The sequence below is a fragment of the Serratia sp. K-E0102 genome (assembly GCF_029962625.1).
GTDB classification, from domain to species: Bacteria; Pseudomonadota; Gammaproteobacteria; order Enterobacterales; family Enterobacteriaceae; genus Serratia; species Serratia sarumanii.
This window is the reverse complement of sequence record NZ_CP124754.1, coordinates 1,537,516-1,551,699: the sequence shown is the minus strand read 5'-3', so window position 1 is coordinate 1,551,699 and position 14,184 is coordinate 1,537,516. Positions and strand designations below refer to the sequence as shown.

At 61.8% G+C, this 14,184-nt stretch carries 13 protein-coding genes; 5 read left to right on the top strand and 8 right to left on the bottom strand.

Annotated features, from left to right (window positions below; all coding sequences use genetic code 11):
• Positions 1-16: 16 nt before the first annotated feature.
• On the top strand, positions 17-607 hold the full coding sequence (locus tag SSARUM2_RS07480) for a LuxR family transcriptional regulator (RefSeq protein ID WP_004939094.1): 591 nt from the start codon (positions 17-19) through the stop codon (positions 605-607).
• 186 nt (positions 608-793) lie between these two features.
• Entirely contained in the window at positions 794-2,419 is a 1,626-nt protein-coding gene (locus tag SSARUM2_RS07475; RefSeq protein WP_060426553.1) for an FMN-binding glutamate synthase family protein, read from the top strand.
• Between the two features lie 109 nt (positions 2,420-2,528).
• Here SSARUM2_RS07475 and betA read toward each other — a convergent pair whose 3' ends face one another.
• The 3 genes from betA to betI all read right to left on the bottom strand — a co-directional run bounded on the left by betA (position 2,529) and on the right by betI (position 6,423).
• Positions 2,529-4,196: a choline dehydrogenase gene (betA, locus tag SSARUM2_RS07470; protein ID WP_049196261.1), complete on the bottom strand. Its 1,668-nt coding sequence runs from the start codon at positions 4,194-4,196 to the stop codon at positions 2,529-2,531.
• 137 nt (positions 4,197-4,333) lie between these two features.
• A complete protein-coding gene (betB, locus tag SSARUM2_RS07465) occupies positions 4,334-5,806 on the bottom strand; it encodes a betaine-aldehyde dehydrogenase (RefSeq protein ID WP_049196262.1) in 1,473 nt (490 codons plus the stop codon).
• A 14-nt stretch (positions 5,807-5,820) separates the two neighbouring features.
• On the bottom strand, positions 5,821-6,423 hold the full coding sequence (gene betI / locus SSARUM2_RS07460; RefSeq protein WP_004939107.1) for a transcriptional regulator BetI: 603 nt from the start codon (positions 6,421-6,423) through the stop codon (positions 5,821-5,823).
• Positions 6,424-6,822: 399 nt separating this feature from the next.
• Between betI and SSARUM2_RS07455 the strand changes: the two genes are divergently transcribed.
• The gene (locus SSARUM2_RS07455) at positions 6,823-8,862 is read left to right on the top strand and encodes a choline transporter (RefSeq protein ID WP_033653535.1); all 2,040 of its coding nucleotides are present in this window, start codon (positions 6,823-6,825) and stop codon (positions 8,860-8,862) included.
• Between the two features lie 44 nt (positions 8,863-8,906).
• Here SSARUM2_RS07455 and SSARUM2_RS07450 read toward each other — a convergent pair whose 3' ends face one another.
• The 4 genes from SSARUM2_RS07450 to SSARUM2_RS07435 all read right to left on the bottom strand — a co-directional run bounded on the left by SSARUM2_RS07450 (position 8,907) and on the right by SSARUM2_RS07435 (position 11,191).
• Positions 8,907-9,377: a DUF417 family protein gene (locus SSARUM2_RS07450; RefSeq protein WP_033637683.1), complete on the bottom strand. Its 471-nt coding sequence runs from the start codon at positions 9,375-9,377 to the stop codon at positions 8,907-8,909.
• Between the two features lie 65 nt (positions 9,378-9,442).
• Positions 9,443-9,733 (bottom strand): pentapeptide MXKDX repeat protein, encoded by a 291-nt coding sequence (locus tag SSARUM2_RS07445; RefSeq protein WP_049213467.1) that lies wholly within the window; start codon positions 9,731-9,733, stop codon positions 9,443-9,445.
• A gap of 59 nt (positions 9,734-9,792) precedes the next feature.
• Positions 9,793-10,569: a molybdopterin-dependent oxidoreductase gene (locus tag SSARUM2_RS07440; RefSeq protein ID WP_049213469.1), complete on the bottom strand. Its 777-nt coding sequence runs from the start codon at positions 10,567-10,569 to the stop codon at positions 9,793-9,795.
• 10 nt (positions 10,570-10,579) lie between these two features.
• Entirely contained in the window at positions 10,580-11,191 is a 612-nt protein-coding gene (locus tag SSARUM2_RS07435; protein WP_033646833.1) for a cytochrome b/b6 domain-containing protein, read from the bottom strand.
• Between the two features lie 150 nt (positions 11,192-11,341).
• On the opposite strand from SSARUM2_RS07435, the gene SSARUM2_RS07430 reads away from it, so the two are divergent.
• Both SSARUM2_RS07430 and SSARUM2_RS07425 read left to right on the top strand, forming a co-directional pair.
• Complete coding sequence (locus SSARUM2_RS07430) at positions 11,342-12,055, top strand: response regulator transcription factor (protein ID WP_041034140.1); 714 nt, start codon at positions 11,342-11,344, stop codon at positions 12,053-12,055.
• Positions 12,056-12,058: 3 nt separating this feature from the next.
• The gene (locus SSARUM2_RS07425; protein WP_049196265.1) at positions 12,059-13,525 is read left to right on the top strand and encodes an ATP-binding protein; all 1,467 of its coding nucleotides are present in this window, start codon (positions 12,059-12,061) and stop codon (positions 13,523-13,525) included.
• On the opposite strand, the gene SSARUM2_RS07420 is transcribed toward SSARUM2_RS07425, so the two are convergent.
• Complete coding sequence (locus SSARUM2_RS07420; protein ID WP_120150935.1) at positions 13,522-14,181, bottom strand: fimbria/pilus periplasmic chaperone; 660 nt, start codon at positions 14,179-14,181, stop codon at positions 13,522-13,524. The two genes, SSARUM2_RS07425 and SSARUM2_RS07420, sit on opposite strands and share 4 nt — an antisense overlap.
• Positions 14,182-14,184 lie beyond the last annotated feature (3 nt).

The window sequence follows — 14,184 nt, the reverse complement described above, 5'->3', positions numbered from 1 at the left end:
TATTGGTGTTTGCCCTATGTCTAAAAACAACGTTCTTGTGATTAGTGAGTGTAAGTACAGCTATGTTGGCCTGTCGGTGCTGCTGAAGAAACACTACGGCGCGTACGATATCCGCCTGTTTTCCGATTTCATGCACGGCGGCGCCAAAGCAGAGAAGATCACCAAGCACGATATCGCGCTGATTTTCACCTCGCAAAACCTGGAGCAGAGCGTTAACGTGATCGAAAGCCTGGTGTCCCTGCACCAGCAGTACAACAGCAAAACGCGCCTGTTGGTGTTCTACGACGACGAGCGCGTGGTGAAACTGCTGTCGATCCTGGGAATTTCCGTTGAGTTGGTCTCTACCCGCATTCCGCTTTATTCGCTGCAGGAAAAAATCCAGCGGCTGTTGGAAAGCAAAGAACCGGGCGGCATCAGAGTGCAGAAAACCCGCGAGCTCAGCCCGGCGGAAAGCGACGTGATCTTCAATCTGCTGCGCGGCGACAGCCTGCTGCACATTGCGGAAAAGCGCGGCACGCACCCAAAAACCATCTTTTCGCAGAAATACAGCGCGATGAAAAAGCTGCGGCTGCGCAGCATGAGCACCATCTTCGTCGCCGGCAAATAAACATCCTGGCTTGTTGCGCGGTACGCCGCGCGGCAACCCGTCTCCCCTGCCGCCACGTTAAATTAATGTAACAACCGGCGACAAAGCAGCAACAGACACACAACATCTCCTCCTGTTGGCTACGATTCGCACACGGATTATCCGTGAGTCATGTCGTGTGGATTAAAATAAACATCAGGAGATGTTATGAAGTCGTCCTTATTCAGCCGCTATACCTGCTTTGTACTGAGCATCTTGCTCACCCTGGCTTTCTTAATCATGATGCACAACTATCCGTGGTTCTGGCTGCCGGCCCTGGCCTGCGGTTGCCTGATGGTGTTGGGTATCTACGATCTCACCCAGCAGCGCCACGCCATCTGCCGCAACTACCCGATCATCGGCCGCATGCGCTTCTTCTTCGAGTTCATCCGCCCGGAACTGCGCCAGTATTTCCTCGAGCAGGATAATGAAGAGATCCCGTTTTCGCGCACCCAGCGCACGCTGGTGTATCGCCGGGCGAAAAACGAGATGGGCGACAAACCGTTCGGCACCCTGCTGGACGTCTACCAAACCGGCTATGAGTGCATCGGCCACTCCATGCGGCCGGTGGAAGCCGCCGACCCGACCAGTTTCCGCATCACCATCGGCGGCGCCGACTGCCGCCAGCCTTACTCCGCGTCGATCTTCAACATTTCTGCCATGAGTTTCGGCGCGCTCTCCGCCAACGCCATTCGCGCGCTCAACCTCGGCGCGGCCAAGGGCAATTTCTACCACGACACCGGCGAGGGCAGCATCAGCCGCTATCACCGTGAAAACAACGGCGATCTGGTGTGGGAGCTGGGCAGCGGCTATTTCGGCTGCCGTACCGCCGACGGCCATTTCGATCCACGGCGCTTTGCCGAACAGGCGCACAGCCCGCAGGTGAAAATGATTGAAATCAAGCTCAGCCAGGGCGCCAAACCCGGCCACGGCGGCATTCTGCCGGCGAAAAAGGTGGATGCGGAAATCGCCGCCACCCGCGGCGTGCCGGAAGGGGTCGATTGCATCTCGCCGGCGTCGCACAGCGCCTTCACCACCCCGCTGGAAATGATGCATTTCATCCAACAGCTGCGCGAGCTGTCAGGCGGCAAACCGGTCGGTTTCAAGCTGTGCATCGGCCACCCGTGGGAGTTCGTCGCCATCGTCAAGGCGATGCTGCACACCCGCATCCTGCCGGATTTCATCGTGGTGGACGGTAAGGAAGGCGGCACCGGCGCCGCGCCGCTCGAGCTTTCCAACTATATGGGCATGCCGCTGCGCGAAGGGCTGCTGTTCGTGCATAACACGCTGGTAGGCTGCGGCCTGCGCGACCAGATCAAGATAGGCGCCAGCGGCAAGATCATCAGCGCGTTCGACATCGCCAGCGTGCTGGTGCTCGGCGCCGATTGGGTGAACTCGGCGCGCGGCTTTATGTTCGCCGTCGGCTGCATCCAGTCGCAGAGCTGCCACACCAACCACTGCCCGACCGGCGTAGCGACGCAAGATCCGCTGCGGCAAAAGGCGCTGGTGGTGCCGAACAAGGCGGAACGCGTCTACCACTTCCATCAAAATACGGTGAAAGCGCTGGCGGACATGTTGGCGGCGGCCGGCGTCAGCCGCCCGGAGCAGCTGACCTCGCACCATATGCTGCGCCGCATCACGCCGACCGAGATCAAGGTATACGCCGATATCTATTACTACCTGGAGCCGGGCGCGCTGCTGCAGCCGGAGATCAAAAGCGAGTTCTACGCCCGCATGTGGCGCATGGCGACGCCCACCAGTTTCGATCAGGCGATCTCGCTGCCGGCGGCATGATGGGATAAGGAATAAAAAGAGAGTTGCCCCCTCGCCTTGGGGAAGAGCATATGGAGAGGGGTTGCTTGCTACGGCGGCCCTCCCCCTCAACGGCGAGAGGGCGTGTCGGTTACTGTTTGCGCACCGGCGCATCGCCGGCGACGTAATAGTCGGCGGTGCTGCGCGGCAGCGGCGCGCGCTGGCGAATGCGATCGGCTAACTTCTCGGCGATCATGATGGTGGTGGCGTTCAGGTTGCCGGTGATGATCAGCGGCATGATTGACGCATCCACCACCCGCAATCCTTCCATGCCGTGCACCCGGCCCTGCCCATCGACCACCGCCATCTCATCCTCGCCCATCTTGCACGAGCAGGACGGGTGGAAGGCGGTTTCGGCGTGCTCGCGCACGAAGGCGTCCAGCTGCTCGTCGGTCTGCACCTCCGGCCCCGGGCTTATCTCGCGGCCACGGTATTCGTCCAAAGCCGGCTGCGCCATGATCTCGCGCGTGATGCGAATAGCGTCGCGGAACTCCTGCCAATCCTGTTCGGTCGACATGTAGTTGAACAGAATGCTCGGGTGCTGGCGCGGATCTTTCGACTTCACCTGCACCCGGCCGCGGCTCGGCGAACGCATCGAGCCGACGTGCGCCTGGAAGCCGTGCTCTTTTACCGCGTTGCTGCCGTTGTAGTTAATCGCCACCGGCAGGAAGTGATACTGAATGTTCGGCCAGGCGAATTCTGCGCGGCTGCGGATGAAGCCGCCGGCCTCGAACTGGTTGCTGGCGCCAACGCCGGTACCGTTGAACAGCCATTCCGCGCCGATCTTCGGCTGGTTGAACCATTGCAGCGCCGGGTACAGTGACACCGGTTTCTTACAGGCGTACTGCAGGTACATCTCCAGGTGATCCTGCAGGTTTTCCCCGACGCCCGGCAGATCGTGCACCACCTTGATATCCAGGCTGTTCAGCAGCGCCGCCGGGCCGACGCCCGAACGCTGCAGGATCTGCGGCGAGGCGATGGCGCCGGCGCACAGCAGCACTTCGCGCCGCGCTTTGGCGTAGGTCAGTTGATTGCTGTCGCCCTGCAAATAGTTGACGCCCACCGCACGCTTGCCGTCGAACACAATGTGGTCGGTCAGCGCATGGGTGACGATCTTCAGGTTCGGCCGCGAACGCGCCTGATCCAGATAGCCGCGGGCGGTGCTGGCGCGGCGCCCTTTCGGCGTCACGGTGCGATCCATCGGGCCGAAGCCTTCTTGTTGGTAACCGTTCAGATCGTCGGTGCGCGGGTAACCCGCCTGCACGCCGGCTTCCACCATGGCGTGGAACAGTTCGTTGTTACCGGCTTTCGGCGTGGTGACGCTCACCGGACCCTCGCCGCCGTGATAGTCGTTCGGGCCGATATCGCGGGTTTCCGCCTTGCGGAAATACGGCAGGCAGTCCAGATAGGTCCAGTCTTCCAGACCCGGCGCCTTGGCCCAGTTATCGAAGTCCATCGCGTTGCCGCGAATGTAACACATACCGTTGATCAGGGACGAACCGCCCAGCCCTTTGCCGCGGCCGCATTCCATCCGGCGATTGTTCATGTGCGGCTCAGGATCGGTCTCATACGCCCAGTTATAGCGGCGGCCCTGCAGCGGAAACGCCAGCGCGGCCGGCATCTGGGTACGGAAATCCATCCGGTAATCCGGGCCGCCGGCTTCCAGCAGCAGGACGCTGACGTCGGCGTCCTCGGTCAATCGGGTGGCTAACACGTTGCCGGCGGAACCGGCACCGATAATGATGTAGTCAAATTCCATTCATTATCTCCTTACTTTATAGAGGCCTGGTCAGGCAAAGACGCGAAGCGCGACTCGGCAACAGGCGGTGTATTTTGGCTCTCTAGAGATTGTCGGCCGCAGCCAACGCGGCTGCGGCTCGAAAGACGGCGGGAAGATCAGAATACCGAGGCGTATTCGCCCAGCTCAACCTGCACCGATTTGATCTGGGTGTAGTGTTCCAGCGTCGTCAGGCCGTTCTCGCGGCCAACGCCGGACTGCTTGTAGCCGCCGACAGGCATTTCCGCCGCCGACTCGCCCCAGGTGTTGATCCAGCAAATGCCGGCTTCCAGCTGGTGGATCACGCGGTGCGCGCGCGCCAGATCGTTGGTCACCACGCCCGCGGCCAGGCCGAAGGTGGTATCGTTGGCGCGGCGCACCACTTCCTCTTCGCTCTGGTAGCTGAGAATGCTCATCACCGGCCCGAAGATCTCCTCGCGCACGATTTCCATGTCGTCGCGGCAGTCGCTGAATACCGTCGGCGCCACGTAAGCGCCCTTGCCGAATTCGCCGTGGGTGACGCGTTCGCCGCCGCACAGCAGGCGCGCGCCGCTGTTCTTGCCGCTTTCGATAAAGCGCAGCACCGATTCCATGTGCGCGAAGCTGACCAGCGGCCCGAAGTTGGTCTGCGGATCGGTCGGATCGCCGAGGCGAATGCGCTTCACGCGCTCGAGGATTTTCGCCTCAAACTGCGCCTGCAGCGCCGCCGGCACGAAGACGCGGGTGCCGTTGGTGCACACCTGGCCGGAGCTGTAGAAGTTGGCCATCATGGCGATATCGGCGGCGCGATCCAGATCGGCGTCGTCGAAGATAATCAGCGGCGACTTGCCGCCCAGCTCCATGGTGACTTCCTTCAGCGTCGACCCCGACGCGTTGGCCATCACCTTCTTGCCGGTTTTCACCCCGCCGGTGAAAGAGACTTTGGCGATGCCCGAATGGTCAGTCAGGTACTGCCCAACTTCCGCGCCGCTGCCGGTCACCACGTTGAAGACACCGTCCGGCAGGCCGGCTTCGGTGTAAATTTCCGCCAGCTTCAGCGCCGTCAACGAGGTGACTTCGCTCGGCTTGAAGATCATCGCGTTGCCCGCCGCCAGCGCCGGCGCGGACTTCCACAGCGCGATTTGAATCGGGTAGTTCCAGGCACCGATGCCGGCCACCACGCCCAGCGGTTCGCGGCGGGTGTAGACGAATGAGGTTTCGCGCAGCGGGATCTGTTCGCCTTCAATGGCCGGGATCAGGCCGGCGTAATACTCCAGCACGTCGGCGCCGGTGACGATGTCCACCGCGGTGGTTTCCGACATCGCTTTGCCGGTATCCAGCGTTTCCAGCGCCGCCAGTTCATCGTTGCGCTCGCGCAGAATATCCACCGCGCGGCGCAGGATGCGCGAACGCGCCATCGCCGTCATCGCCGCCCACACCTTCTGCCCGCTGGCCGCGCTGGCCACTGCACGATCGACGTCTTCAGCGCCGGCGGCCTGGACTTCTGCCAGAACTTCGCCGTTCGCCGGGTTGATGGCGTTGAAGGTTTTTCCAGCGGTGCTGTCTACATAGGCGCCATGAATATAGAGCTTCTGCAAGCCAAAACGGGACATAGGATCTCCTTGAGTTATCCTCCGGGCGGCGTCTGCCCCCGGAGTTGGAACGTGATGTATTCGGTCGTGAGCGCCAGCGCCTGCGCCTGATTGAACGCCGAGCCGCGCAGCGCGCTGCGCAGCCACAGTCCGTCGATCAGCGCCGCCAGCCCCTTGGCCGCCAACCGCGCCTGCGGCTGCGGCATGACGCGGCGAAACTCGGCGCACAGGTTGGAATAGAGCCGGCGGCCGTTCACCTGCTGCAGCCGGTTGAGCTGCGGTTGGTGCAGACTGCTGGCCCAAAAGGCCAGCCAGGTTTTCATCGCCGCGCTGTTGATCTGGCTGTCGTCGAAGTTGCCGGCGACGATCGCCTGCAGCCGCGCCGCCGGGCTGTTATCGGTCAGCGCCTGCAAACGCAGCTTCACCGCCTCGCCCAGATGGCTGATCAGATAGCGCATCGTGGCTTCCAGCAGGCCGTTCTTGTCCTTGAAATAATGGCTGATGATGCCGTTGGAAACGCCGGCCCGCCGCGCGATCTGCGCGATGGTGGCGTCATGCATTCCCACTTCGTTTACCGCGGCGAGCGTGGCATCAATCAACTGCTGCCTTCTGATTGGCTGCATTCCTACCTTTGGCATATTTCGACTCTCACAAAACCGACTTCGGCCTTATCTCAGCGGGCAAATTTCACTGCCGTTTCGCCCGTGATTCAGGTCATCATGGGGACTATTAAACTTTTTTTTGATTGAACGTTCAATAAAAATTGCATATATTTTATTGCCGCCTGGTTAAAAATTTGTACTATCTGGTTGTGGAACTGGCTGATTTTTGTGAGGTAATTAACGAATCTGACCAAAATCAGTGGCTGTAAGCGGTTCCCGCCGCGAAGCGCGCCGGCGCTTCGTTAACAGGCGAAAGCGGCGTTACTCAGGCCCTCCTGATGGGGTGGCCGCCGCCTTCATTCGCCCGTTTTCCGGCGGCGCCAACGCGCCCCGAAATGCGGAGCGGCACGATTTTACTCAGTTCAGAGGATGACGATGACAACACGCGAAACCTCCTCCAAACCGCAGCAGGACCGCCTCAACCCTGTGGTTTTCTTCACCTCGGCGGGGCTGATCCTGGCCTTCTCGCTGATGACCATCTTTTTCACCGACTTCTCCGGGCAGTGGATCACCCGCACGCTGAATTGGGTGTCGACCACCTTCGGTTGGTACTACCTGCTGGCGGCGACGCTGTACATCGTGTTCGTGGTGTTTATCGCCGCTTCGCGCTTCGGTTCGATCAAGCTCGGGCCGGAGCAGTCCAAGCCGGAGTTCAGCCTGATGAGCTGGGCGGCGATGCTGTTCGCCGCCGGCATCGGCATCGACCTGATGTTCTTCTCGGTCGCCGAGCCGGTGACCCAGTACATGATGCCGCCGGAAGGCGACGCGCAAACGCTGGAGGCCGCGCGCCAGGCGATGGTCTGGACGCTGTTCCACTACGGCCTGACCGGCTGGTCGATGTATGCGCTGATGGGCATCGCCCTCGGCTACTTCAGCTATCGCTACAATCTGCCGCTGACCATCCGCTCGGCGCTGTACCCGATCTTCGGTAAGCGCATCAATGGCCCGATCGGCCACAGCGTGGACATCGCCGCGGTGCTCGGCACCATCTTCGGCATCGCCACCACGCTGGGCATCGGCGTAGTGCAGCTCAACTACGGCCTCAAGGTGCTGTTCGAGATCCCGGAAAACCTGACGGTGCAGGGCTCGCTGATCCTGCTGTCGGTGATCATGGCCACCATCTCGGTCACCTCGGGCGTCAACAAGGGCATCCGCATCCTGTCCGAGCTGAACGTGCTGCTGGCGCTGGGCCTGATCCTGTTCGTGCTGTTCTTCGGCGACACCGAGTTCCTGCTCAATGCGCTGGTGCTCAACGTCGGCGATTACATCAACCGCTTTATGGGCATGACGCTCAACAGCTTCGCCTTCGATCGGCCGGTGGAGTGGATGAACAACTGGACGCTGTTCTTCTGGGCCTGGTGGGTGGCGTGGTCGCCGTTCGTCGGCCTGTTCCTGGCGCGCATCTCGCGCGGGCGCACCATTCGCCAGTTCGTGGTCGGCACGCTGATCATTCCGTTCGTGTTCACCCTGCTGTGGCTGTCAATCTTCGGCAACAGCGCGCTGTACCAGATCATTCACGGCAACGCCGAGTTTGCGCAGGAAGTGATGCAGTTCCCGGAGCGCGGCTTCTACAGCCTGCTGGCGCAATACCCCGGCTTCACCTTCAGCGCCTCGGTGGCCACCATCACCGGCCTGCTGTTCTACGTCACCTCGGCGGACTCCGGCTCGCTGGTGCTGGGCAACTTCACCTCGCGCCTGGCCGACATCAATAATGATGCGCCAAACTGGCTGCGGATTTTCTGGTCGGTGGCCATCGGCCTGCTGACCATCGGCATGCTGATGACCGATGGTGTGCCGGCGCTGCAGAAAACCACGGTGATCATGGGTCTGCCGTTCAGCTTCGTGATCTTCTTCGTGATGGCCGGGCTGTATAAATCGCTGCGGGTGGAAGACTACCGCAAGGCTAGCGCGCTCAGCACCCTGGCGCCGGTGCCGGTCTCCAGCCACGACGTGCTCAACTGGAAACAGCGCCTGTCGCGGGTGATGAACTACCCGGGCACCCAGTACACGCAGAAAATGTTGGATAAAGTCTGCCGCCCGGCAATGCAGGACGTGGCGCGCGAGCTGGAGCTGCGCGGCGCGAAAGTGGAGTTCAGTGAAGTGCCGCCGACCGAAGACGAGCGCCTGAACCACCTGGAGCTGCTGGTGCACCTGGGCGAGGAACAGAACTTCATCTATCAGATCTGGCCGATGCGCTACTCGGTGCCGGGCTTCACCTACCGCGCCCGCTCCGGCAAGTCGCACTACTACCGGCTGGAAACCTTCCTGATGGAAGGCACCCAGGGCAACGACCTGATGGACTACAGCAAGGAACAGGTGATTGGCGATATCCTCGACCAGTACGAGAAGCACCTGAACTTCCTGCACATTCATCGCGAAGCGCCGGGGGGCACCCTGACCTTCCCGGATATGTGACGGTCGATCAATAACCAGAGGGCGTAGCCAGGCTACGCCCTTTTTTATGCCTGCTCGGCCGGCAAATCGGCTTTCAGCAGCACCAGGGAACCGGCCAGCAACACCAGATCCTTGATCAAAAAGCTGGTGGCGCCGGCCATGGCCGGAAAACCGCCGGCGGAAGGCTCCCAGGCACCCGGCGTGGAAAATATCAGCGTCAGCGTGGTCAGGTAGGTCACCGTCGAACCGATCGCCCCCAGCAACCCCAGCCGCCGCGACCAGAATCCCGCCAGCAGCAGCAAACCGAAGCTCCACTCAGCGACGCCCAACGCATAGCTGGCGCCGCGGATGCCGAACGCCTGATGCATCCAGCTCAGCAGCGGGCTGTTGCCGATCAGCGGCACCAGCCCCTGCGCCTCGTAATCAAACCATTTGGCGTAGCCGAAGGCGGCGAAGATCACCACCAGCGCCGCGCGCATAAAGATAACGTCCCCGTTCGAGCGCTGAAAGCGCCGCAGCCATGTCGCCAGCATCATCCTCTCTCCTTATGTTGCCCACGGCCGCCGCGGATCGCCCGCTGGCAGCCGCGGAGTGCGGCGGCTTAGTGCCCCATCGCGTCCTTCTTCATTTCGTCTTTCTTCATGCCGTCTTTGGCCATACCGTCTTTCGCCATGCCATCCTTTTTCATGGCGTCTTTGCCCATCTTGTCTTTCTTCATGCAGTCCTTGCCCATGCACTCTTTCTTCATCCCATCTTTCGCCATGCCGTCGTGCGACATCTGGCTCATGCCGTCCTTTTTCATCGCGTCTTTGCTCATGCCATCAGCGGCGTTGGCGCCGGCTACGCCCAGCATCAGCGTGCTGCACATCATCATTGCAAATAACTTTTTCATGGTATTTCCTTCCGTCATGTCAAAGGCACCGGAGTGCCGGAGAATGGCCGGCGGCCGCCTCAGCTGCCGCCAAACCAGTTGTAGCCCTGGTCTTCCCAGTAACCGCCCGGGAAGCGGTTGGTGACCTCGATCACCTGAATGTGTTTCGGGTTCTTGTAGCCCAGCTTGGTCGGCATGCGCAGCTTCATCGGGTAGCCGTACTTGCGCGGCAAGATCTGGCCGTCATAAGTCAGCGCGATAATCGTCTGCGGATGCAGCGCGGTGGCCATGTCGATGCTGGTGTAGTAGTCGTCGGCGCATTTGAAGCTGACGTAGCGGGCGCTCAGATCCGCGCCAATCACCTTGAGGAAGGTCGCGAACGGCACGCCGCCCCACTTGCCGATGGCGCTCCAGCCCTCGACACAGATATGGCGCGTCACCTGGCTGACCTGCGCCATCCGGTGCAGCTGCGGCAGGCTCCAGGCGCGTTTGTCCTGCACCAGTCCCGCCACCTCCAGCCGGTAGTCGTCGCCGTTGATGTCCGGCGCGTCCTCCTCGGCGTAGAAAGCGTTGAACGGAAACGGCCGGGTGATCATCGATTCCGGGTAGACCGGCGCCAGGCGATCGCCGTTGAACAGCCAGCCCTGCACCCGATCGTTGAAGCGCGACATGCGGCTCAGCGCCTGTTCGACGTTGGCGTTGTCGCTGAGATCGCAGCCGGTGAGCATGGCGATGCCGCCCAGCGTCAGGCCATTGCGCAGAAAGCGGCGGCGGGATGACGCGCTCAACAACCGCTGCGCTTCTTTGACGATCGCCTGCCCTTCATCGATCGTCATGATCTGTTTATCCTTTTCCATCATTCACTCCTTAGCGTCCGCGCAGCATGGCCAGCAGCGTCCGGGGCACCAGCGCCACCATCACCAGGTGAATCGCGACGAAGGCCACCAGCGCCGACATGGCAAAAAAGTGGATATAGCGCGCTGCCTCATAGCCGCCGAGCAGCGTGCGCAACAGCGGAAACTGCACCGATTTCCACAGCACCAGCCCGGACAGCGCGCTCAACACGCCGAGGATCATCACCGACAGATAGGCCACGCGCTGCACCATGTTGTAGTGGCGCAGGTCGGCGTGTTGCAGCCTGCCGCGCAGCGCGGCGCCTATATCGGCGAGAAACTGCCGTGGGCTGAGCGGCCAATATTTGCGTTTGAAACGCCCGCTGGCCAGGTTGATCAGCAGGTAGCACAGCCCGTTGACACCGAACAGCCACATGCCGGCGAAGTGCCACTGCAGCGCGCCGCCCAGCCAGCCGCCGAGCGTCAGCTCATTGAGAAAGCTGAAGTTGAACAGCGGCGAGGCGTTGTAGATGCGCCAGCCGCTGGTCACCATGATCAGCATCGCCAGCGCATTCAGCCAGTGCGTCAACCGCAGCCACAGCGGATGCACCGTCTGTCGTTGTTCCGGGGTGAGAATGAGGCTCATGCGAACTCCTGGCGACCAATGAAGCGATGAGCCGAGTATTCCCCGGATTTGTTCCCCAAGACCTCACGCAAAGTTAAATAAAATGTGATAACTCCGCCGGTGGGGGTTGTGTAGACTTCAGAGAGAAACGGGCAATCAGCGGTAATGAGAATGGACAAGCCAAAACGAATTTTGATCGTCGAGGACGACGGCGACATCGCCGAACTGCTGCAGCTGCATCTGCGCGACGAGGGTTACGCCATCAGCCACGCCGCCGACGGCAACCGGGGCATGGCGATGCTGGAACAGGGCGGCTGGGACGCCCTCATCCTCGATCTGATGCTGCCGGGCGTGGACGGATTGGAAATTTGCCGCCGGGCGCGCACCATGACGCGCTACACGCCGATCATCATCATCAGCGCACGCTCCAGCGAGGTACACCGCGTGCTGGGGCTGGAACTGGGCGCCGACGACTATCTGGCCAAGCCCTTCTCCATGCTGGAGCTGGTGGCGCGGGTCAAGGCGCTGTTCCGCCGCCAGGAAGCGATGAGCCGCAACCTGCGCATGGACGCCGGCGTGCTCAGTTTCAACGATCTGACTATCGATCCCATCGCCCGCGAAGTGCACCTGCACCAGCAGCCGGTCGAGCTGACGCCGCGCGAATTCGACCTGCTGTACTTTTTTGCCCGCCACCCGGGTCAGGTGTTCTCGCGCCTGAGCCTGTTGAATCAGGTCTGGGGCTATCAGCACGAGGGGTATGAGCACACCGTCAACACCCATATCAACCGGCTGCGCATCAAGATCGAGCGCAACCCGGCGGAACCCGAGCGCATCCTCACGGTGTGGGGCATGGGCTATAAATTCGCGGCCGCGCCGCAAGAGTGAGCCATGAAAAACCTTACGTTAGCGCAACGCCTCACGCTGATCTTCGCGCTGCTGATCGTCATCGGCTGCGCCTTTTCCGGCTGGATGCAGGTGCGCAGCAGCACCCAGTACAGCCAGGCGGTGATCCAGCGCCTGTCCGGCAACCTGGCGCAGCATATCGCCGACAGCAACCCGCTGCTGGGGGTGAACGGGCCGGATCCGCAGGCGGTGCATACCCTGTTCGATCAGCTGATGGCGGTGAATCCCAGCGTTGAGGTTTACCTGCTCGACAAACAGGGCACGATTATCGGCAACGCCGCGCCGGCCGGGCATCTGAAGCGGCAGCGGGTCGCGCTGCCACCGCTGCAGGCGCTGCTCGGTGGCGCGCCGATGCCGGTGTATGGCGACGATCCGCGCAGCGCGGACGGGCGCAAGGTGTTCAGCGTCGCGCCGCTAAAGGTTGATGGCCGGATCGAAGGCTATCTGTACGTGGTGCTGCTCGGCGAAGAGTACACGGCGCTGGCCAGCAACGCCCAGTTCAACTCGGCGGTCAGGATGGCGCTGTGGACCTCCGGGCTGATGGTGCTGTTCAGCCTGCTGGCCGGCGGTTTGGCGTTTTATTGGGTGACGCGCCCTATCCGTCGCCTGACCCGGCAGGTCAGCGCGCTGGACAGCGGCGGCATCGAGGCGGTGCAGGCCTACGCATCGCTGCCGGCGGTACGGGCCGGGCGCGACGAAGTCAGCCAGCTGCAGCAGGCCTTCCACCGCATGGCGCAGCGCCTTGCCGAACAGTGGCAAACGCTGGCGCAGCAGGATCGGCTGCGGCGCGAGTTCATCGCCAACGTCTCGCACGATCTGCGCACCCCGCTCACCTCGCTGCACGGCTATCTGGAGACGCTGTCGGTCAAAGCCGCCACCCTGAGCGAAGCCGATCGGCAGCGCTACCTGGAGATCGCGCTGGCGCAGAGCCGCAAGGTGGGCAAGCTGGCGCAGGAGCTGTTCGAGCTGGCGCGGCTGGAGTACGGCGTGGTGAAACCGCAGAAAGAACCCTTCTCCCTCAGCGAGCTGTTGCAGGACGTGTTCCAAAAGTTCGAACTGGCGGCGGAGGCGCGCAACCAGCGGCTGCACGCCGACATTCCCCCCGGCATTCCGCCGGTGTTCGCCGATCTCAGCATGATTGAGCGGGTGCTGACCAACCTGCTGGACAACGCCATTCGCCATACGCCGCCCGGCGGCGACATCGGCGTGCGGCTGTGGCGGCAGGACGATCGGGTGATGGTGCAGGTCAGCGACAGCGGCCCCGGTATTCCGCAGACGCTGCGCGCCGATCTGTTCGTGCGCCCGTCTGTCCTGAGCGGCGCCCGGCGCCCTTCCGGCGGGCTGGGGTTGATGATCGTGCGGCGCATTTTGCAGCTGCACGACAGCGATATTCAGCTGATCGAACAAGCGCAAAGCGGCGCCTGTTTCCGCTTTGCCATTCCGCCGCGTTAATCGAGGCAGCTGCGATCGACGCTGATAAACTTGTCGTTATAGATAATGAATTTCTGCCCCTTCAGCCGAATACCGGCATGGGTCAGCGTATCGCCGGGGCGCAGGTATTCGGTGACGCCCTCTTCATCCGTGCTGTTGCAGCCCGGCTTGAGCAGGAACTTGAAGTAGGTGTTGCCGGTGTTGGTGAGCGTACCGCGCTGGGTATCGAGCCGATAGGCAAAGTTTACCTGACGCGGACGCACCACCAGAATGGTGTCCATCACCACGATCGGCTCCAGGTTGACGCCGGCGCCCCGACGCGGCCCCGGCTCGAACAATCGGGTCGGCACTTCGCGAAATGATACCCGGTAATAACGCTCGCGATTATCCTGCGGCCCGCGGTAGAAAAACTTGTAGTACTCCGCCTGCCCGGCCTGCAGCGTCAGCTGGCGCGGCGCGAACAGCAGCTCGCCATCCGCCGGCCGGCTGCGCACCTCACTCTCTCCAGGCCGATCGATGGCGCGAATGCTCACCTGATACAGGCGCGCGCTGCGGTTGTTATTCAACACCCGCTTGGCAGTGAATGAGCGATCCTGATCCATGGCAAACGTCAGGGTACCGACATTGATTGCAGCGGCGGTAAAGGGGAAGGACAAACACAGCAACCCTATCAGCATAAG